This is a genomic window from Pseudoalteromonas sp. 20-92, from assembly GCF_030847595.1.
GTDB classification, from domain to species: Bacteria; Pseudomonadota; Gammaproteobacteria; order Enterobacterales; family Alteromonadaceae; genus Pseudoalteromonas; species Pseudoalteromonas fuliginea.
The window spans coordinates 1-20,868 of the sequence record NZ_JANJGQ010000031.1 but is presented as its reverse complement, the minus strand read 5'-3'; the positions used below and the strand labels follow the sequence as shown (position 1 = coordinate 20,868).

Here is a 20,868-nt window from a genome sequence, read left to right as displayed (position 1 = left end):
TTATTTAGCTAAAAAGGCCTTAGCAGCATCAATCCCCATGTTGTAACCACTATTAAGTATTTCAAACTTTTTAGTGGTACGCCCAACTTTAAAGTTAGCAGGTGGTGCAATAATATTGATTTTGCAGTCATTTGGTGGATTCATAATAAAATCGATAGACTTATTATAAAAATCAGATCTACCTAACGTAGTTTGAATTAATGCGGGGTAGTCTTTATACATTTTTTTAGTAAGCCAAGGTGCTTTACTTGGTTTTTTACGATAGCCCAAACATTGAGACAAAATAACGGTGATTTCACGTGCGCCCATTTCGTAAGCTTTTATTACCGGAATTGAATCAGCAACCCCGCCGTCGGTCATCGCTACGCCATTAATAATAGGGTAGTCACGATATGCAATGGGTATAGCGCATGATGCTTTTAATTGATGTACCATATCGGTGCTGGTGGCTTTTAAATAGTGTGCTTTGCCCGATTCGATTGCCGTAGATACAATATAAAACTCGTGTGGAGTTTGTTCAAATACTTCCGTATGAAGGCGTATTTCGCGAATTGTTTCTTGCCATAACCAATCTAAATCAAATAAATGACCACCTTTAATAAAGCGCGCTAAATTAATAAATTCAGGACGGCATGAATAGTCAGTAATCACTTTATAATTTCGCATTGGTTGCTTACATAAAAATGCGGCTATATTCGTTGCCCCGGCTGAAACACCAAAATAGCGTTCAAACGGTTGGTATTGTTGTTTTAAAAACTCATCAAGTACACCTGCGGCAAATATACCGCGCATTGCACCGCCTTCAACGACGAGTGTATTTTTATTATTGTTGTTCATGGTCAATCCTTTTATGAAATTTTATGTTATCAACTCAGTCTAAAAATTACTAATGGTGTTGATAAATTAAAGCTTGGTACACATCGCGAAATTCACTGTTTTCTGGTAAGGTTTAATATTACAAGGCTTTGTTAATAATAAAGAATAATTACTTATGTTTGATCCTAGCGTAACCATTTTTGAAAGCACACAGTATCAGCTTGCAGAAAGTCCACTTTGGCATCCTGTGCTGAATACTTTTTTTTGGGTCGACATAAATAAAAAATTACTTTTAAGCAAAAACATACACAGTGAAAGCCAACTAAAAACAGTTAATATGCCCGATACGCTCAGTGCTATTGCTTGGATTGATGAGCAGCACTTGCTGCTCTGCACAAGTACTGGCTTATATAAATATCATATTAATTCAACTACTCGACATCTTATTCTTAATATTGAAAATACACAGCTAAATAGGCGTTCAAACGACGGCCGTGCTGATCCATGGGGTGGCTTTTGGTTAAGTACAATGGATGTAAATGCTAAAAAAGGGGATGGTAAAATATACCGTTATTATAAACGCCAGCTTAAAGCCGTTGTAAGTGGTTTGAGTATCCCAAATGGGTTGTGCTTTGATAAGCCACGTTTACGCGGTTATTACTGCGACTCTTTAACGAGCTGTATTTATGTATTAGATTTGGATGAGCAAACTGGCGAACCTTGCGCTGATCCACGTGTTTTTTATCAATTTAATAATATGGATGTTGACCCCGATGGCTGCGTAACCGACAAATTAGGCAATTTGTGGCTAGCTGTGTGGGGAATGGGGTGTGTTATGTGTTTATCCCCAGACGGTGCGTTAATTAAAACGATAAAGCTTTGTGCAATAAAACCGACATGCGCTGCATTCGGTGGTAAAAATGCTGAGTTGTTACTTGTGACATCGGCGTTTGATGAGGCGGTTAATAATACTGTTAGTGAGCAAGGCGCTGTATTTCAAATCTCAGGCATAAAAAACGGGCAGTTTGAGCCGCCCGTTTTACTGTAATTTATTATACACAGTGCTTGTTTTAAAGTGATGATTAGCTTTTAGGGTTAACCCACATAACACCCACTTCTTTTTTGGTTACTAAGACCTCAGTACCAGCGCTAATTGGTTGCTCACTTTTGAGTTTCCAGCTAATACCTGAGTATTGATGTGTAGTTAAACCTTGTTCTGTTACATCGCTAGCAAGTACAAAAGTAAGTTCAGCAAAATCACTATTTACCTGTTTTTTATCTACGCGATTTTGCATTTGTTTTAATGGTTTCCAAAGTACAACCGCCAAGCCTGCGGTTACAACTGCGTTACTCCAAAGAGCTGTGGCTAATGAGTCAGGTAAAATACCAAAACTCATTAATAAGCCGGTAAGGAATAACGATAATCCAAAAAACAATAAAATAAATGTAGAAAGGCCAAGTACTGCTACTTCTATTATTAAAGCAACAATACCAAGTACCATAAGTGTTTGCGGTAAATTTTGCGTAATAAAATCCATACAAACCTCTTTATTTAGTTATTAACCCTGATGCTTTTTATTTAAGCTATTAATGATTGCCATACCTTGGGCAACCATTGAACTTGCATCTGTCGCGTTGTCTGGCAGTAATACAATTGATGACTCACGAGCAATGGCTTCTTTAGCAGCGATTGCTTTAGTTGCTAAGTCTAACTGAATTGCTTTTTGACCTTGCTCTGTATCTGCGGCTTCACCTATTTTAATAAGTGCATTTGCTTGTGCTTCTGCAACCGTAGTAATAGCTGTTGCTTCACCTTCAGCGCGTAAAATTTGCTCGGCTTTGTCGGCTTCAGCAGCAAGTACTTGTGCTTGTTTTTTACCTTCAGCAACGTTGATATTTGCTTGGCGATCACCTTCTGACTCTAAAATTTGAGCTCGTTTAACACGCTCAGCTTTCATTTGTGCTTCCATCGCTTCCATAATAGAGTTAGGCGGCACAATATCTTTAATTTCGTAGCGAAGTACTTGAATACCCCAAGGCTCAGATGCCTGATTTATAGCTGCAACAATGTTTGTATTAAGTAAATCACGCTCTTCAAATGTTTTATCAAGCTCCATTTTACCTAATTCTGAACGCATGGTTGTTTGCGAAAGTTGTACAACCGCAAATGTATAGTCGTCAACGCCATACGTTGCTTTGTACGGGTCTAGTACTCTAAAGTACAGTACGCCATCAACTATAAGTGAGATGTTATCTTTAGTGATAGCTGACTGCGATGGTACATCTTGAGCTTGTTCTTTTAAGCTACGATCAGCCGATATTCTATCAATAAATGGAATAATAAAGTTAAGGCCAGCTTCTTTAGTTGATTGGTACTTACCAAAACGTTCGATTAACCAAGCGCGATTTTGTGGTACAAATTTAACGCTACTTTTTAAAAGCACGATAACAAAAACAAGTAAAAAAGCCTCAACAGTAAAAACCATATCGAGAATTTGTGTGACTGGATCCATTTAAACATTCCTTATAATAATTAAACGCTGAGCAGTTGTATTGTTTATAATTTCAGCCTGTGCAGATTATCACTACTAAGGCGTTTTAACCACAAAAATAGGCACTAGAGAAGTGGGCTGATATAGCATTTTTTGAAAGTAATGGCATTTTAATTTTATTAATTTTTACTGCACGAACCGAAAAGTTTACTTTCACAAAAATATTCTATTCTCAGTTTTATATTGGATGTAACTCAATAGCTGTATATTAATTTACTTAAATACAGGGCTATTTAACAATGAGAAAACCACCCCATAACGAGACAAAATTATTATATCTATTTACTTAATTTTTTAGTGCGTTTAAGTGCGTAAAGTATTACAATTGATACTGTATATCATTACTCCTTCCAGTTGAGCCTTTTAATGGCTTACTTGCATTTTAAGTATAGGTAATTCAAGCACTTCATGACAGAGATCACTACACACCAAGCTTCACGCCGTAGGCTACTGATTGCCCTGGCTATCACGTGCTCATTTATGGTTATTCAAGTCATCGGGGCTTATTATTCAAATTCACTTGCGGTACTTGCTGATGCGGGTCATTTATTTGTCCATAATAGCTCACTTTTTATTGCTTTAATTGCGTCTAGCTTAGCGATTCATTTTGCTAAAACTTATAATGATGGACATCAACGGGCTGAGTTATTAGGTGGACTTGTAAATGGTGTTTTGTATTTAGCTATTAGCTTAATTATTTTGTATGAAGGCGGTGAACGGTTCATGCATCAAAGTGAGGGGCATGAACTTGCTATTAATAGTTATTTAATGTCGGTAATTGCGGGGATCGGGTTTTTGTTTCATGGTGCCGCTGCTTGGGTTTTATACAAAGGACGTAAAGCAAGTATTAATATCTATGCCGTATTCTTACACTCATTTTTTGATTTAATTTCTACTGTATCGACTTTTGTTGCTGGTGTGCTTATTTATTTTACTGGCTGGGATGTAATTGACATTCTATCGAGCATGTTGATTGCGTCGTTTGTTTTATTTACTGGTATTAAAGTAATTATTAGTTGTATTAAAGGTTTACGTTTAAATAAAGCGCAGTTACCAAAAGCAATTGATATTGAAAACGAAATTACGCATATGGAGCACGTGCATGATGTGCATAATGTCACTGTTACTCGTAAGTACAGAGGGATCGTAGTTGGTGCCCATGTTGTACTTAAACAGCACTGCACTATTGAAAAACACGACGAAGCGTGTCGCTTAAAAGTAGAGCAAGTGCTGTCAGACAAATTCAATGTTAAAAGTAGTGTGTTGCAAATAGAGAGCCATGCTGAGCATACGCATGTTCATTAATTTATGGACATGCTGGGCGTGATTTTATTCGCATGCGAATTAGTAAAATTAAATTAACCCCAAAATTTCTTCAAAACAACTATTTTTGCGTAACTCTTTGGCGCTCATTGGCTTTGCAAAGTAATACCCTTGTAGTACATGGCAACCTATATTTGCTAAAAATATCATTTGCTCTTGTGTTTCAACACCTTCAGCAATGCAATAAAGCTCTAAGTTTTCAGCTAACGAATATATCGTTTTAATAATAGATTCGTCGTCTTTATCAATGCCAATACTATTAACAAAACTTTGATCAATCTTAATTACATCTATAGGGAACTGACTTAAGTACGTTAATGACGAGTAACCCGTGCCGAAGTCATCTAGCAGTAATTTGAAACCAGCTGCTTTTAAGTTTTGTAATTGTTTAGCTGCTTTAAATTTGTCTTCAAGTAAAATACTTTCTGTAATTTCAAGTCTGATCTGCCTTGGTGATATTTGTGATTTTTCTAATATATAGAGTAGCCGCTCAGTTATATTCGCTTTTAAAATATGTTTAGGTGATAAATTTAAAGAAATATAAAACAATGGGTTATTGCTCAGAATTGGAGCAAGCTCAATAAGTGCTCGTTTCATTGCTTGCTCTGTAAGTTTTTCTATTAATCCTGTTTCTTCTGCGATAGGGATAAATAAAGCAGGTGACACTAATTGACCTTTATTATCCCAGCGCATCAGTAGCTCTACGCCATTAATAGTTTTTGTTTTTATATCAACTATAGGTTGGTAATGATTAAAAAACCGATTGTCTTTTACGGCATCTTTTAAATCATTTTCAAGAATAAGCTTTTGTTTTATTTCTTCATTCATTTCTTCACTAAAAAATTTAAATCCATTTCTGCCAGCTTGCTTTGCATGCATCATTGCAACATCAGCATTTCGGATCAGTAGATCTGCATTTATAGCATCGAATGGATAAAGGGCAACACCAATACTGGCAGATATATTGATAGAGAAATCCTCAATAATGACTTTGCTTGCCAATTCGCGGCTAATTTTTTTTACTGTCTCAGTAAGCGACTTTAGTGAATCTACATGCTTTATCAGTACTAAAAATTCATCACCACTTTGGCGGCCAAGTGTTGCTTTGTTACTCAGTATATTTGTTACGCGTTGTGTAATATCACAAAGTAGCTTATCGCCTACGGCATGCCCAAATGAGTCATTAACGGGTTTAAATTTATCAAGGTCGATAAATAGTAGTGCACATTGCTTATTACTTTTGTCTGCATGATTAATCGCTTTTTCTATTTTTTGATGCATTAAACTACGGTTTGGTAAGCGTGTTAGGGGATCAAAGTTTGCTAGATAGCGAAGCTCGTTTTCTGCGTTTTTCTGTTCGGTTAAATCAGAAATAACGACAACGTAGTAGCTTACGTCATTGGTGCCTTTTGCTACTGCTGTAACACTTATATGTATAGGATGTTCATTATTTATTGCTGTGTTGATATAGGCATCTGTACGCCAATTTTGTGTTGGCTTTAACGCCTTTAATATTGCTGAATATTCTTTACACTTGGCTTTACCTATCGCTTTAATGAAAAGTTTAGGGTTTAATTCGGCAATAGACTTTTTGTTTGAAAATGTATTAATAAAGCTATTATTGGCTGAAAAAGGCATAAGTTGATCATCAAGAATCAATAGCCAATCGGTTATTTGACTAAAAACCTGACCAAGAATAGCCGCTTGTTGTTCATTGGCTCGCTGCTCTGTAATGTTTGTATAAATACCTGAAATATACAAAGGCTCAGAGGATTGTGGTTTATACACAATTTGGCCAAGGTCTTGATACCATAACCAATGACCTGTTTTATGGCGTAATCTATATGTAGCTTGCCAATTATTTTGCAAGCTTAGCGTATCGTTTTGCTGAGCATATGAAAGTAATTGCCCCTCAATTCGTCGGCGATCATCTGGATGTATCAAGGCTAAAAAATCATCTAGTTGAATACGTTTAGGTAAGTCTAAATAACCTAGCTCTTTTCCGCGTTGTGTGTTTACAGAGTTATCCTTAAAGTAATAGTTCCATACACCGCTTTTATTATTTTTAAGCGCAAGCTCAGTTTGCTTTTGCGAATCGATCGTCGCTCTGTGAGCTTCTCCAATCACAATTTGGCGACTACGATACTGCCAAAAAAGTAAAGACAAAATGATGATAATACCGAATAAATAGGCCGTATAGGCAATAGGTGATTGCCAAGGGGCATACGCTACATTAAAGTTGAGTGTTTTTGGTATGCTTATATTAATTCCATCTCTGGTGTATGCCGACACAGTAAGAGAGTAATCGCCGGGTTGCAATTTAGTAAAAAAGACTTTATTTACTTTTAAATCATCATAGGTAAGTGAGGTTGGTCCTGATAAAGTGACTTTATAACGTACTTTGTCTTTGTTTTGATAATCAAAGTTAGAAAAGCTAATCATCAGGCCCATATCTTTATGGCTAAGCATCAATGGCTTGTTAGTGTATTCATTTGGATAATAATTTAAGCTTTTTGAAAATAGGTCTATATCAGTAATTTCAAGGCTACTCTTTGAGCTGGTAGTGATAAAATCAGATGGGTCAAATACCTGTAGCCCAGAGTTACTGCCAAATGCGAGCTGATTATCTTGCAGTCTAACGGCTGAAATTGGCTCAAATTCATTTGTACTTAAACCATCTTCTATTGTGTAAGTATTAGTATTAAGCGTATCTAAATTGAGCTGATATAAACCATTATTACTGCTAACCCATAAAAATCCGTTGTGATCATCTGCGAGCAACGAATAGATAGAATCAGTGCTCAGTGTGTTTTTTAAGCCTATATAATGTTTTCTTTGATACGTACTTGGGTTTACACCAATTAGCCCTTCTTGAGTGGTAGCTAGCCACAAAGTATCATGAGCTTCATCAAGGTAAATATTTTCTACTGTATGAAGAACATTATCTTTAGTGCTGTTCGATTGAAAAATAGTGGTGAGCTTTTGCGTTTTCTCATTATAGCGATATAGTCTTTTTGCAGTGCTCAATAGCAGCTCTTTAGGATGCGATTTCAACGGTTGGTGAAATGTATAAGCCTTTAGAGGGTTTACTTTGTCTTTCAATCCATTGATTACTCTGCTTTCTCCTGTTTTTCCACTATAGATATAAAAGTTTTCACTAGACATATAGGTAAAAACATCGGAGCTGAAAGGGGAAAACCCATATAAATTTTCACCATTCACGCCACTTTTTTTCTGGTTTCTTTTTTCGATAATTTTGCCGGTGCTTTTGTCAAATAGATCCAGTCCATTAAACCGCACTAACCAGAGGTACTTATCATCAAGCTGAGAAGGAAAAATGTCGTATACGGAATATTCACCATAAACCGCTTTAGAGTCAGTTGATTGCAAATATGTTTTACTGTCTTTTGTTGTTAAGTTGTAGCGAGTTAGACCATCGTTGGTGCCTAACCAAAGAATGTTATTTTTATCTTGATAAATTTTATTTATGGTATTGTTTTTAGGTAAGGTAATTTGCTTAAATCTACGAGTCTGAGTTGCCCATGTAAGTACGCCTTGTGTTCGAGACGCGAGCCAAAGTACACCAGATCTATCAAGCATTAAATTGTTTATTGTATTTTCGGTGATGTTAAATTTGCTTTTATCAAAGCTTAAAATGAATTCTAATTGGGTTGTGTCTCTGTGATATTGAAACAAGCCACTTTCAGTTGCAATAAACTCACCATATACAGTGTTCGCATAATCCCAAATATTATAATCAGCAATAAGAGTGGTAATCTGGGTAGGATCAATCTGTTTAGTGGTGTTAAATGCAATGCGATACATTCCTTCCACAGTGCCAATTAACAGCCCTAAGTCATCATCAATTGTTAAAAACTTGATGTCATTGTTGTCGACTGTTGTTTTTTTAGGTTGGTGAATTGTCAATGGCGCCAGACTTTGTGTTTTTAAATTATACGTAAAAAGTCCATTATCGGTACCTACATAGAGTATATTGTCGTAAATTTTAAGAGCTCTGATGTAATAATTTTTATTTTTTAGAGCTATTTTTAAATCTAATTTTTTTTGATCATTATTAAAGCTAAATATTTTTTCGTTTATCGCAAAATAAAATGTATTTTCTAATTGTGTGATACTAGATATAGGAGAGAAATCTGTTTGTTTTTTATCTAGTTGACCCGAATAAATTTTTTCTGTTTTTAGGGTCAGCGGGTTAATCATGTATGCGCCAGATACATCGGTAGAAACAATTATTTGACCGTCTTGGGTTTTAAACAGTTTATTAATGTAGTCTTGGTCTAGGTCGAAACCCCCATCAAAGGTTTTTATTTGATAACCATCATATCTGTTTAGTCCTTGTGCCGTGGCAATCCAGATGTAACCAATATCATCTTGAATCGATTGCAGTGCATAACTTTGTGATAAGCCTTCATCAGTTGAGATGCGTTGTAGCTGTTGAGCATAATTTTGCGAAGCTGATACACTTCCTATGCAAAGAAAACAAACAGTGATGGTGAGGAAAAAAAACTTACTCCAATACACTTATAAACTCGCCCCATAATAAGTAGGATAGTATTGTAATATAGCATAAATTTAAATTTTGACTCGTATGAAAGATACATGAGTCAAACATTTTTTGGTGATTGAATTAAGTTAACTTTTAAATACTGGTGTTATAAACCCATGAGGTAAATATGAGTAGGGTATTCAATATTGATGCTTCACAAAGTGTGCTTTTAGTGATTGATTTGCAAAGCAAGTTGGCACCTGCGATAGAGTGTTTTCCTACAATCTTGAGCTGTACTTTACAGCTGGCTCAAACGAGCCTTATATATGGTATACCCGTTTTAATTACAGAGCAGTATAAAAAAGGCTTAGGTGGCACACAAGATGAAATAAAAGCCCTTTTACCAAAAGCAACGTATTTCGATAAAACACATTTTAGTGCCTGTGCCGAACCTGGTTTTCTGGCTAGTATGAAGCAGTTTGCTCGGCCTCAGATAATTGTTGTTGGTACTGAAGCACATGTTTGTGTATTGCAAACTTGTTTAGATCTTTTACAAAGCGGGTTTGACGTAATTGTGATTGCAGACGCCATCGGTTCTAGAAATGAAAAGCATAAGCAAATTGCTATTGAGCAATTACAACAAGCGGGTGCTATAATTTCGTGTGCTGAAACTGTTATTTTTCAATGGGTAAAAAATTCAGCAACGACAACATTTAAAGAAATTTTGTCTATAATAAAATAATGAATAGACCCTGCTTTAAATTAAAAATAAAGCGGATAAATAAATTCACCAAATTTTCCTGATTCCAATGAACTTATTGGCGTTTAACTACGTATGAATCGGGCTTAACTGATAAATCAAAAGTAGTAAGGTTTTTATGTCTAATGTTTCTAGGTTATTTACAATTATATTTAGTCTGCTATTTATTGAATCAATAGTTTTAGGCTTATATTTTGATACGTTGATGCAAGCTTTTGTTGTAGGTTTGCCACTTTGTTTGTTACCTATTTGGTTACTCAACACAAATGTAAATAGTCAAATAACACCACATATTGTTGCAGCAGCAACTATGATGTTTTCTTTTTTGCATATACAACAAACGTTTGGTCTGATTGAAGTGCATTTTGAAATATTTATTTTAATGCCCATGCTAATCGTATTTGTACAATGGCATGTATTTATAACTGCAATTTTATTTGTCGCTGTCCATCACTTTTCTTTTTATTACTTACAAACTCAAAATACAGGTGTGTATGTATTCGACCCTGACAGACTTGCTTTTACAACGGTACTTATCCATGCCGGCTATGCAATAGTTGAAGTAATCGTAGCTGGGTATATCGCAATAACATTACGACGAGAGCGTAGAGCTGGTTTATCGCTAAGCTATGCAACAGAGCAAATAATGCAAGACCCTGCTCACATTAAGCTTTCTTTACGGGCTGACGCTACTGAAAGTGAAGCTGTTTTAGGTTTTAATACGTTGCTCGACTATTTATCTGATGTAATTAAAGAAGTGCAAACACAATCTGACTCTTTACAAGGTAACTCTCAAGAGTTGATTCAAGTACAGGCTCAATTAGCTGACGGGGCACAGCAACGAACACAACAAACTGATGATATTGCCAGCTCGGGTGCCCAAGTTGCGCATGGCTTTAAACTTGTAGAGCAAGAAAGTGAGATTTTAAAACATCAAGTAGATAACATTACCCAAGCAGCAAGTGATGCCTTGCATGAAGTGCTACAAACTGACAGTAAGAGTAGAGAACTACTAACTCTTTTAAATCATACTGAAGAGCAAATTAATCATTTAGTTGCCGCTGGGGATGTTATTTCAAGTCTTCTTAATGAAATATCAGGTATTGCTGAACAGACTAATTTATTAGCATTAAATGCGGCAATTGAGGCTGCGAGAGCGGGTGAGCACGGCCGTGGCTTTGCTGTGGTTGCTGATGAGGTTAGATCACTTGCGAATAACAGTAAAGCGACGACAGACAAAATTAGCCTTACATTAAAAGATTTAGTTAATAACAGTAAAACATCAACTCAGTCTATGAGCCAATGTGTTGATTTTGTTGTTGATTTAACGCATATAAGTACTGCAATGAAAGAGAACATTTCTGCAATGAGCGAGCAAATTGCTGCGGTATCTACAAGTACAAATTCGGTATCACAGGTTGTTGCAGAACAAGCAGTAAACACCTCGCAAATAGCTACGAGCACTGATCATATGCGAAAAAATCAATATGAAGACACTAAAATAGTTCAACAACTGACCTCTAAAGTACAATTAATACATGTCAGTATTGACGTGCTAGAGCAAAGTATTGCCAAATTTAAATAAGGTTAATTATTGGAATGCCATACTTATCATTGTGTGGTTTAGCGTTGTTATAACTGGGCTGGTGTATTTTCAATTAGGGCAGTTAAAAACCTTTGACAGCGCTAAAGTATTTATGCAAAAAAGTTGGTTTAATGACTTTAAACAACAGATCGTGTGGGACAATAAAGATACAGCGTCGTTGCTACTCGTTACTGAGGAAAGTTGTGGTTGTTTTACGCAGGCTAAGCCGCATATAAATTCACTCACTACTTTTGCTAAAAGCAAAGGACTTGGTGTTGTGCAGGTTCAACTAACACAGCAATTGAAGCGAGTTGTACCTGCTACGCCTGCTGCTGTCATTATAGATAAGCACGGGCAATTTGTTTATGCAGGGCCATTGTCTGAAGGATTGGCGTGTTCACAGGGGAGTGGCTTTGTTGAAACAGTCATTACTAATTTGGCTTCAGGGTTTAATTCTGAGTTATTAATTACTGACACAAAGGGCTGTTATTGCACAAATAACGAATCATAAACACGCCTCGTTAATTAATTACGTTATTGCAATTGAGATTTATTTTCATTATCATGCCCACACCGTATTTTTGCCTATTTAATTCTAATGAAATTTTCTCTTTTATCTCTTGCAATCACATCTATTATTTTTAGTTCTGCAAACGTAATCGCTAGTGAAGTAGAACAAACATCACCTAATTCAATAAACAAAGCTGAAAACGCTATTGAGACTATTGAAGTAACGGGTCGCGCTTTTTCATTATATCGACCAACAGAGTCAGCATTTGGCACACGCACCAATACTCCACTAGAAAAAATACCACAATCAATTCAAATATTGCCACAAGCTTTAATAAGTGACCAAGCTGCACGTCAAATTACCGATTTATACAGTAATATCGCAGGTGTAAATGGTTTTAGCTATTCGGGTGTTACTTTTTTAGAGGATTTCGCCAAGACGAAATTTTATATGATGGCGTAAAAGGTGATCCGTTTAATGGCTTTGCTGTTCCGCAGTTATTTAACATTGAGCAAGTTGCTGTGTTAAAAGGTCCCAGTGGGGCAGTTTATGGAAGCGGTAATCCTGGTGGGATTATTAACTATATGACTAAAAAGCCACAATATGACGCTAATACTGCCATTGAATTAGAAATCGGGAATGATGACTTTATAAGTGGCGCATTCGAATCAACGGGTAGCGTGAATGATGAGCAAACGCAAGCTTACAGAATTGGTATTTACAAAGATAGTCAAAACCCGTTTAGATATAACACGGCAGAAGATAATACCATTATAGATTTAGGCTATCGCTTTGATTTTAATGATGAGTCTAATCTTGTGCTGCAATATACTAATATAGATCAAGACTTAGGAGGAGCACGTTTACGTGGTGTGCCTGTTGACGAAAATGGTGATTTTATTGCAAGTAGAGATTGGAATCATAATGAAGCAACTGACTATCAAAAAATGTCTGCGGACGTATACCAAGCAACGTATAAAAACCAATTAAGTGATGTGTTTAGCTTAGATGTTACGACTCGTTATTTTACCAATGAAGAGCAACAAAACTATCATGAGCCACGTGGCTTGTCTGATACCGATAATGATGGTGTTGTTGATTGGAGTGAACGCGAATTTAGAGATCAAAAGCGCGAGAATGAAGGGCTAAGTATTACCGCTAATTTAATTGCTGAAACAACCATAGCCAATATGGAACATATATTTTTAGTGGGCTCTGATTGGTACTCATCAAAATTTGATGCCGTGTACCGCACTGCGACTCAACAAAGTAAAGGCGGCCCTGTACCTGGACTCTCGCTGATTGATCCACAATATGGTTTAACATCGGCGGCTAATTACGACTTAGAAAATATAACACCGCGAATTATAAGCACAGACTCAAAAAGGTTAGGTATTTATATACAAGACCAAGTAGATATCACTGAAAAATGGAATGTAACCGCAGGCTTGCGCTACGATCATTTTGAAGACACGGATAAAGTATCTAACGTTGAGTTCTCTGATAGCGATGTTACTTTTAGGGTAGGTACTAGCTACAATATTAGCGATACTTTTTTTCCTTATGCTTTATATGGCACCGGTTTTTTACCGCAAGATGCAGCAAGCCAGTCGCAAGAAGTTGGTGGACCATTTGAGCCTGAAAACAGCCATATTACAGAGCTAGGTTTACGTACTAAGTTACTTGATGACTCGTTAGCCATTAATATTGCGACGTATCAGATTATTCGTAAAAATATATTACAAACCAGCTTATTGCAAAACGACACGGGAATTGATCAACTTGAATCCCTAGGTGAAGTACAAAGTGATGGTTTTGAGCTTGAGATAGTGGGTGATATAACTGACAAGTGGGTTGTTACCGCAAGTTATGCGTATAACGACACGCGTATTAATGAGCAAAGTGAAGATTTTTCTGCGCAAGCAGAAGGCACTGATAAATTTGCAAATGCCCCACAAAATACAGCTGGCTTATGGACGCGCTACGATTTACCAAGCATCAACTCATCAATAGCTGCAGGGCTTGACTATGTTGACGAACAAGTAAGCCTTGATGGCGCACACGTTAAACCATATACAATTTATAACATGGCCTGGAAAACGCAAGTAGAAAACTGGACATGGCAAATATCAGTTAAAAACGTCTTTGATAAAGAATATGCATCGAGTGGCTTTATTGACCGTACTGGGCATTTTCCTGGTGAGCCAAGACGCGTATATTTATCTGCAAAATATCAGTTTTAATACCAAAGTACCTCTAAGATAAAAGTACGAAAGCTCAATAATATTGAGCTTTCGTTTTAAATTAAATGTAGTTAAGGTTGGAAATAGCTGCTTGAGGTAGGTTTATTCTCCGGAGTTTAGGTTAAATAGTAGCAAAACCATATAACCCTAGTAAAACAAATACACTGGCCGAAATTGCACGCACTGTATTTAATGGCACTTGGCTTAAAAGCGCATTACCTGCAAAAATAACAGGTACATTTGCTATTAACATGCCCAGTGTAGTGCCAAGAGTAACCCACCAAATTGATTGGTATTGCGCGCCTAATAGAATGGTTGCTATTTGTGTTTTATCACCAACTTCGGCAATAAAAAACAATATACACGCGACAAAAAAAGCACCATATTTATCGTGCTTATGGCTAATTTCTTCATCCTTATCAGGAATAAGCAGCCAAAGGCCAACGCCAATAAAACTAGCATTAACAATCCATGGCATGTACTGAGTTGCAAAGTTATTGCTCAGCCAATTTCCAAACCAAGCACTGAGGCCATGGTTAATAATAGTTGCGGCTAATACACCTAAAATAAGTGCTATTTTATTGTGAAAACGGACGGCAAGTACTAACGATAAAAGCTGTGTTTTATCGCCTATTTCAGCTAAGGCTACTGTGACGGTTGATGTGAAAAAAACTTCCATAAATATTACTTACAGGCGGGAATATTAAACCAAGGCAAACAACTATCTCCCGCCATGAGGATAGTGCCTACCTAGGTCTCGCCGATAATGCTGCTACAACATTACAAACTTACCATGCACGTGAGGTGCAATTATGTTGATAAGTTTACTCGTCTATCAATTAATTAAAATATAAGTGCTCTAGTTCACTAACTAGTTATTTATTGTAATTGACAGTACTGAGTGGGCTACTCCCCCAAGAGAAATTGCATTATTCCATAAATTTTTTATTCGGTAAATATTAAGAAGAGTATGGCGTTTGCTTTTATTTTAAAAAATGAATAAAAAGCAGACGCTATAAATAGCATCTGCTTTTACATATTTAAAATCAATTAGTTAAACCATAGTGAGCTTTAAAATTTACTTAAGCCTGAGGTTTAATTAAGTATTTTTCACCGGTTGCTTGTTTAGAGTAAGCTGCAATTGATTTTAAATGCAATACTTCAGCTAATGACACTTCATGTGTGTAGTGACTTGCAAATGTGGTAGTAATTTCATTTGCAACACGTTCGCGCATCGCCATTACTGTATTAGTTCCTAATTTACCTAATGCATTAAATAATAAAAATCCATTTACAGCCCAAGCAAAACCAAAGTTACGGTTTAGCGTAATTGGGCCTCGATCTAATGCACCATAAATATAAACTTGCTTGAATGTGTCAGAGCCATAAATAGTGTGCTCTTTCATATCACGAGCTGCAGCAACTTCCATACAATTAAGAATTTCACTTGTTAATTGACCACCGCCAATGGGGTCAAACGCAATCGTTGCGCCCGTTTCAATAATTGCTGCCGTTAAGTCCGAAAGAAAAGAGTCGCTACTTGAGTTAACAATATATTTTGCACCCATGTTACGTAATAGTGTTTCCTGTTCTGCTTTACGCACAATATTTATTAAATCAATACCATCGGCAATACAAATACGGTTTAACATTTGACCTAGGTTAGAAGCTGCTGCGGCATGTATAATGGCTTTATGACCCTCAGCGCGCATGGTTTCTACCATTGCTAGTGCGGTAAGCGGGTTAACAAAAGATGACGCACCTTCTTTAGCTGTAGTCCCTTCTTTTAATTCTAAACAGCTCTGCACATTGGCACATATAAATTGACGATAAGTTCCTCCACCAATTACAGCTACGGTTTTACCTATTAATGCTTGTGCTGCGGGCGATGAGCCAGCTGCAACAACAGTCCCAGCACCTTCATTTCCAACTGGCGTTGCTTTATCAACTCGCGTTTTAAGTGAGGGCATAAATTGAGCCGGAACATCAGCTGTAATAACAGGGTTTTGCACAGTACCTGATTGCACCGCTGTAGACATATCAGCTGCGCTGAATAAAACGCCTAAGTCTGAAGGGTTTAGTGGAGCAGCTTCAAGACGAACAACAACCTCATCGGGGCCAGGTTGCGGCATTTCGATGTTTTTTAAAGCAAGTGTTAGCTTACCATTTTTACTAATAGTTGAAGTAAGTTGAATATTTGTATCAGTCATTTGGGTCACTCCTGTCAATAATTAAGTTCGTTGAACCAATCGCTTTATCGTATTGGTTATTTTTTGATTACACTTAGCGTAAAATATTACTTTGGATTCACTGCTTGAATTTGAGTTTTAATCTTTTGCATAAACTCAGGTATATTTGCCTGTCGATCCGCTTCTACTTTTTGGGCAATAGCAGATTGACTCATCGAATCGTTCCACTCTTTCATTTTAGGTACTTGTGCAAGTACATCCCAGTCAAGTTGGCTAGAGCCAAAAGCACTGACAATGGTGTTAACGTAATAAACGTAAATATCAGCCATTGTAAATTGCTCACCCGCAATACAAGGAGAAAATTTACATAATCGACTTAAGGCAATAACGCCACGGCTTAATACTTGGCGTACTTCAACTTTTAGTGATTCAGGGGCTTCAGTGCCTGAAAATACATAAGGTATTAATCGTCTACTTGGCAATTCAAAATAAAGTTCAGCTACTTTCATTATTTGGCGAACAACAGCGCGTTCTCCGGCATTTTCTGGGTATAACGCATTTTCAGGATAAGTTTCTTCAATAAAGTCACAAATAACACTCGACTCTGAAATATTAAGTCCTTCAGATGTAGTAATAGCCGGGACTTTACCGACCGGACTGATGGCCAATAAGTCATCGTTACCACTATAAATTAGGTGTTCTTTAAATGAGAGTTCTTTATACAAAAGTACATGTTTTACTAAGTTGTAATAGTTACTCGCGGCGAAGCCGTGCAAAGTAATCATAAATCAGTTCCCATTATTAATGTGAAGGTACTTTTTAATTGCATCAAAAATGCAAATTAAAATCTCAGTCGTTAAGCTAAATACATTATTACTTGTTTTAATTTGGTTATATATAAGAGAAAATGCGAATCACTTTTGCCTTTAAGACAATAATAAAGGCATTCGTAAATTTACTTAATGGAGAGAAGAGTTGGATCAACTTCGGGCAATACGATATTTTAATAAAGTAGTAGAAACAGGAAGTTTTACTAAAGCTGCAAAAGTTTTTAATGTACCGTCATCTTCTTTATCAAGGCGAGTTGCAGATTTAGAAAAAAGTTTAGGTGCAACGCTTTTAAAGCGTTCGACCCGTATTGTAAAGCTGACTGAAGTAGGCCAGATTTATTATAACGACATGCAGCAAATACTAAATCAGTTAGAGCAAAGCAATGAAACTGTTCGTAGTTACCAAACTACCCCAATGGGACGTCTACGCATCAGTTCGATGGTGGGTTTTGGCGAAAAAATCCTACTTCCTTTACTTGATGAGTTCAGCCAGTTGTACCCAGAAATTATATTAGATGTTAGTTTAAGTGATGAGTTATCAACACTTGGACGTGATGATGTTGATATTGCTATTCGTGGCGGTTACGCCCCAAATGAGCGAGTACTTGCAATAAGGCTTATGGACAATGGATTCATTCCCGTCGCTTCACCCCGTTATTTAGAAAAATACGGTGTGCCGATGAACGCGATGGAGTTGCAGCATCATAAGGGTCTTTATTTTAAAGCTCCATTAGGGCCAACGCCTTGGTTGTGTAATATGAATGGTCAATGGCATGATGTTTCAGGGCCTGCTGTCGCTATTTCAAACAATGGACCTTGGCTTGCAAAAAAGGCGTGCAACGGTGAAGGTATTTTAATGTCTACCCGATGGGCGTTAGCTTCATATCTAGAGTCAGGAAAATTGCAAGAGCTTACGTTTGAACATGAACTTACCATAACGCAAAGCGCCGAAATGGCCGTGTACTTGTTATATCAAAAACATCGCTACTTAGTACCAAAGGTAAAAGCGGCTGTGGATTTTTTAGTGCAAAAAATAAAAGTAACAAATGAAAGTTAATAAAGTGAGTAATCTCAGGGCGCTATATTTACTCTTAGGCACTTAAACTGTGTAATTACCCTTTTTAGGAGAAAATCCTATTATTTTAAATCGATTGTTTTTAACCTGCGACCTATTCGTTCACTATTATCTAATGGATGAAATGAAATAACCCTGCAATAAAAGGTAAATTATTAACTTAAAAATTAAATTGCCACCGTTTTGTTTGCGTAATTAGAGTGGCTGTCTAGTTTATTTTGTTAATAATCAAAATCAATATCTTTTACTCTTAATTGCACCGCTTCCATTACTCTTAAATCACTTCCATACATAAGGGCTGCAATTAAATAATAGCGCTTATTTAAATGAGCCATCAACATTTTAACTTCCTCTGGGGTCATCACGACAGGGAGCTTTGCTTGTTTTTTACTACGGGCAAAATTTAAATTTAATGAAAGTTCGTTTTTTATTATATGTTTGTATAAAAATGACAATGAATTGAGTGCAGTGGCTTGCGTACGTGGCGCGACGTTTTGATTTAACACTAAATGTTCTAAGTAGCGCTCGACTTCGTTATCTACCATTGAGGCGGGGTGGCGTTTATTATTAAAATGGATATAAGATGCAATCCATCTCAGGTAGGTATCTACGGTACGTAATGAATATCGACGAACCAACATATATTCAGCTATGTAATTTAAAAATGGGGAACGTGTTTTCATATTACCACCAATAATAACGCTGTTTTTATATACAGTATAGTTGTGCTGCTCCCATATTCAAGAAAATGAGCGGCGAGCGCATTTTGTCTTTTATTAATAGTTTGAGTGCTAATAAAAAATTATATATAGCAATGTGTTAAGTTATTTGTTAAAAAAGAATTATTGAATACATGAGCGTGACATTGGCAGATATATGCGCGATGAGCGCACTATAAAATTGTTAGGCTTCAAGGAAGAATATGCGTCAACCTTTAGAACCTGAAATGCAGGAACTGTCTGAATTTCTCAATGAATTTAATAAAGAAACTGATAGAGGTGCAACTCTAAATGCAGCCGCAGTTTTAGATGATTGGCTTCAAAAAATCCTTGAATCATTTTTCGTAGATAACAAATCAGGAAAAGACTTGATTAGCGGGTTTAATGCTCCATTAGGTACTTTCTCTGCAAAGGCATCCGCAGCTCATGCATTTGGTTTAATCGAAGACCGAGAGTTTCGAGAGATAACCTTAATACGAAAGATCCGAAATGAATTTGGTCATAGCTGGAGAGGCATCAATTTTGACGCTGATAAAGTTTCAAAATTAGCGAATCAGTTGCCTTGGTGTGGACCAACCGAGCTAGAACAAACATCAAATACTAGGCAAAGGTTTAACTTTGCAATTGCAATTTTGTTAACTGATTTAATGTGGCGTTCTCGTTTAGTACACAAAGACAAATTACAAGTAAAAACATGGCCAAATAAATCGAGAGATTGAAGCCTAACAAGCTGTTAAACAAGGACAAAAAACAGTTGGTTTTTGCTCCTTCGTCGCTTATTTTAACCAACTATTTTTTGCCTGTTAACAGGGCGTTAGGCATTCAGGGAGTGTTCAGTGTCAATTTCAGATAAAAATCGAAAAATACTTTGGGGTAAGTCTGGAAACAAATGTGCTATGTGTAAACATACATTAGTTTTTGAAAGTACCCAAAATGACAATGAATCTGTTGTTGGAGAAGAGTGCCACATTATTTCAGGTGCTAACAAAGGTCCGAGAAGTGATTCTGATTTCCCTAGAGAAAAAATTAATGATGTAACAAACCTCATATTGCTCTGTCGTATCCACCATAAAAAAATAGACGACCAAGTTGAAACTTACCCTCCTGAATCATTGAGAACAATAAAAGACGACCATGAGAAATGGGTTGAAGATAAATTAAAAGATCAACCTGCAACACCTAAAGTCCAAATAAAAAGAGTTAAAGAAGAAATTCCTGATAAATTACCTGTGATTAATTCAGGGAAAGAAATGTTTAACTTAGCCGCTGGAGTATGTGCTTTTTATAACGATTACAGCGATGACCTAACGGATGAAGAGGTAGATGCGGTTAGTGGTTTCATTCAAAATGTTAAAGATTGGGCTGAGTTAGCTCGGGAGATGGAGCCAAGCCAAAGAATTAATGCATCAAGAGACCTAGATAAAGAAATAAAGGCATTGCGCCAATTTAATATTTTTGCTTTTGCAGCGATAGAGAAACAAAAAATAGTTGGAGGTATCGGTGGTGAATCATCATTTCCTGTTCTCCATCTTTCAGTAAATAAAGCAAATGATTCAAATGTAGTAACTGGCGAGTAATCAGTAATGCATGCCTAACAAGGGTTTTCAAGTCGGACAAATTACAGTTGGCTTTTTGTTCGTGCCTCACTTATTTTAGCCAACTGCAATTTGCCGCTTAAAACGGCGTTGGTATGACTCCCACTGTCAAGTTAAACGCACTGATCCCTGCCTAACTTTTTTAAGCCATAATTACTTTAGC

The 20,868-nt window shown here is 36.6% G+C and carries 18 protein-coding genes; 10 read left to right on the top strand and 8 right to left on the bottom strand.

The window, feature by feature from the left end; genetic code table 11:
• Positions 1–837, bottom strand: coding sequence for a patatin family protein (locus NRL14_RS18990; protein ID WP_306725362.1), 837 nt, complete (start codon positions 835–837; stop codon positions 1–3).
• A 154-nt stretch (positions 838–991) separates the two neighbouring features.
• Here NRL14_RS18990 and NRL14_RS18985 point away from each other — a divergent pair, with 154 nt between their 5' ends.
• A complete protein-coding gene (locus NRL14_RS18985; RefSeq protein WP_306725361.1) occupies positions 992–1,864 on the top strand; it encodes an SMP-30/gluconolactonase/LRE family protein in 873 nt (290 codons plus the stop codon).
• Between the two features lie 34 nt (positions 1,865–1,898).
• Here the strand turns inward: NRL14_RS18985 and NRL14_RS18980 are convergent, their stop codons facing one another.
• Together NRL14_RS18980 and NRL14_RS18975 are read right to left on the bottom strand one after the other, a co-directional pair.
• On the bottom strand, positions 1,899–2,354 hold the full coding sequence (locus NRL14_RS18980; RefSeq protein ID WP_149605061.1) for an NfeD family protein: 456 nt from the start codon (positions 2,352–2,354) through the stop codon (positions 1,899–1,901).
• A gap of 21 nt (positions 2,355–2,375) precedes the next feature.
• Complete coding sequence (locus tag NRL14_RS18975) at positions 2,376–3,329, bottom strand: slipin family protein (protein ID WP_007375614.1); 954 nt, start codon at positions 3,327–3,329, stop codon at positions 2,376–2,378.
• 447 nt (positions 3,330–3,776) lie between these two features.
• On the opposite strand from NRL14_RS18975, the gene NRL14_RS18970 reads away from it, so the two are divergent.
• Entirely contained in the window at positions 3,777–4,673 is an 897-nt protein-coding gene (locus NRL14_RS18970) for a cation diffusion facilitator family transporter (RefSeq protein ID WP_149605060.1), read from the top strand.
• Positions 4,674–4,721: 48 nt separating this feature from the next.
• Here the strand turns inward: NRL14_RS18970 and NRL14_RS18965 are convergent, their stop codons facing one another.
• On the bottom strand, positions 4,722–9,233 hold the full coding sequence (locus NRL14_RS18965) for an EAL domain-containing protein (protein ID WP_306725360.1): 4,512 nt from the start codon (positions 9,231–9,233) through the stop codon (positions 4,722–4,724).
• Positions 9,234–9,385: 152 nt separating this feature from the next.
• Here NRL14_RS18965 and NRL14_RS18960 point away from each other — a divergent pair, with 152 nt between their 5' ends.
• The 5 genes from NRL14_RS18960 (at position 9,386) to NRL14_RS18940 (ending at position 14,297) form a co-directional block, all read left to right on the top strand.
• A complete protein-coding gene (locus NRL14_RS18960; RefSeq protein ID WP_149605058.1) occupies positions 9,386–9,940 on the top strand; it encodes an isochorismatase family protein in 555 nt (184 codons plus the stop codon).
• Positions 9,941–10,076: 136 nt separating this feature from the next.
• Positions 10,077–11,543: a methyl-accepting chemotaxis protein gene (locus tag NRL14_RS18955; RefSeq protein WP_306725359.1), complete on the top strand. Its 1,467-nt coding sequence runs from the start codon at positions 10,077–10,079 to the stop codon at positions 11,541–11,543.
• A complete protein-coding gene (locus tag NRL14_RS18950; RefSeq protein ID WP_007375609.1) occupies positions 11,527–12,054 on the top strand; it encodes a DUF6436 domain-containing protein in 528 nt (175 codons plus the stop codon). Before NRL14_RS18955 ends, NRL14_RS18950 begins: the two co-directional genes overlap by 17 nt.
• 87 nt (positions 12,055–12,141) lie before the next feature.
• Complete coding sequence (locus NRL14_RS18945) at positions 12,142–12,516, top strand: hypothetical protein (protein WP_306725358.1); 375 nt, start codon at positions 12,142–12,144, stop codon at positions 12,514–12,516.
• On the top strand, positions 12,498–14,297 hold the full coding sequence (locus NRL14_RS18940) for a TonB-dependent siderophore receptor (RefSeq protein ID WP_306725378.1): 1,800 nt from the start codon (positions 12,498–12,500) through the stop codon (positions 14,295–14,297). Before NRL14_RS18945 ends, NRL14_RS18940 begins: the two co-directional genes overlap by 19 nt.
• Positions 14,298–14,418: 121 nt before the next feature.
• Here NRL14_RS18940 and NRL14_RS18935 read toward each other — a convergent pair whose 3' ends face one another.
• From NRL14_RS18935 to NRL14_RS18925, 3 genes are all read right to left on the bottom strand, one after another.
• Complete coding sequence (locus NRL14_RS18935; RefSeq protein WP_306725357.1) at positions 14,419–14,976, bottom strand: TMEM165/GDT1 family protein; 558 nt, start codon at positions 14,974–14,976, stop codon at positions 14,419–14,421.
• Between the two features lie 403 nt (positions 14,977–15,379).
• Positions 15,380–16,507: a zinc-binding dehydrogenase gene (locus NRL14_RS18930; RefSeq protein WP_149605055.1), complete on the bottom strand. Its 1,128-nt coding sequence runs from the start codon at positions 16,505–16,507 to the stop codon at positions 15,380–15,382.
• A gap of 86 nt (positions 16,508–16,593) precedes the next feature.
• Positions 16,594–17,271, bottom strand: coding sequence for a glutathione S-transferase family protein (locus NRL14_RS18925; protein WP_007375605.1), 678 nt, complete (start codon positions 17,269–17,271; stop codon positions 16,594–16,596).
• Positions 17,272–17,461: 190 nt separating this feature from the next.
• Between NRL14_RS18925 and NRL14_RS18920 the strand changes: the two genes are divergently transcribed.
• Positions 17,462–18,373 carry a LysR family transcriptional regulator gene (locus NRL14_RS18920; protein WP_306725356.1) on the top strand — a complete coding sequence of 304 codons (912 nt, stop codon included), beginning with the start codon at positions 17,462–17,464 and terminating at the stop codon, positions 18,371–18,373.
• Between the two features lie 239 nt (positions 18,374–18,612).
• On the opposite strand, the gene NRL14_RS18915 is transcribed toward NRL14_RS18920, so the two are convergent.
• Positions 18,613–19,074 (bottom strand): phage integrase N-terminal SAM-like domain-containing protein, encoded by a 462-nt coding sequence (locus NRL14_RS18915; RefSeq protein ID WP_306725355.1) that lies wholly within the window; start codon positions 19,072–19,074, stop codon positions 18,613–18,615.
• A gap of 239 nt (positions 19,075–19,313) precedes the next feature.
• On the opposite strand from NRL14_RS18915, the gene NRL14_RS18910 reads away from it, so the two are divergent.
• Both NRL14_RS18910 and NRL14_RS18905 read left to right on the top strand, forming a co-directional pair.
• Positions 19,314–19,829 carry a transcriptional regulator gene (locus NRL14_RS18910; protein ID WP_306725354.1) on the top strand — a complete coding sequence of 172 codons (516 nt, stop codon included), beginning with the start codon at positions 19,314–19,316 and terminating at the stop codon, positions 19,827–19,829.
• A gap of 117 nt (positions 19,830–19,946) precedes the next feature.
• Complete coding sequence (locus NRL14_RS18905) at positions 19,947–20,687, top strand: HNH endonuclease signature motif containing protein (RefSeq protein ID WP_306725353.1); 741 nt, start codon at positions 19,947–19,949, stop codon at positions 20,685–20,687.
• Positions 20,688–20,868 lie beyond the last annotated feature (181 nt).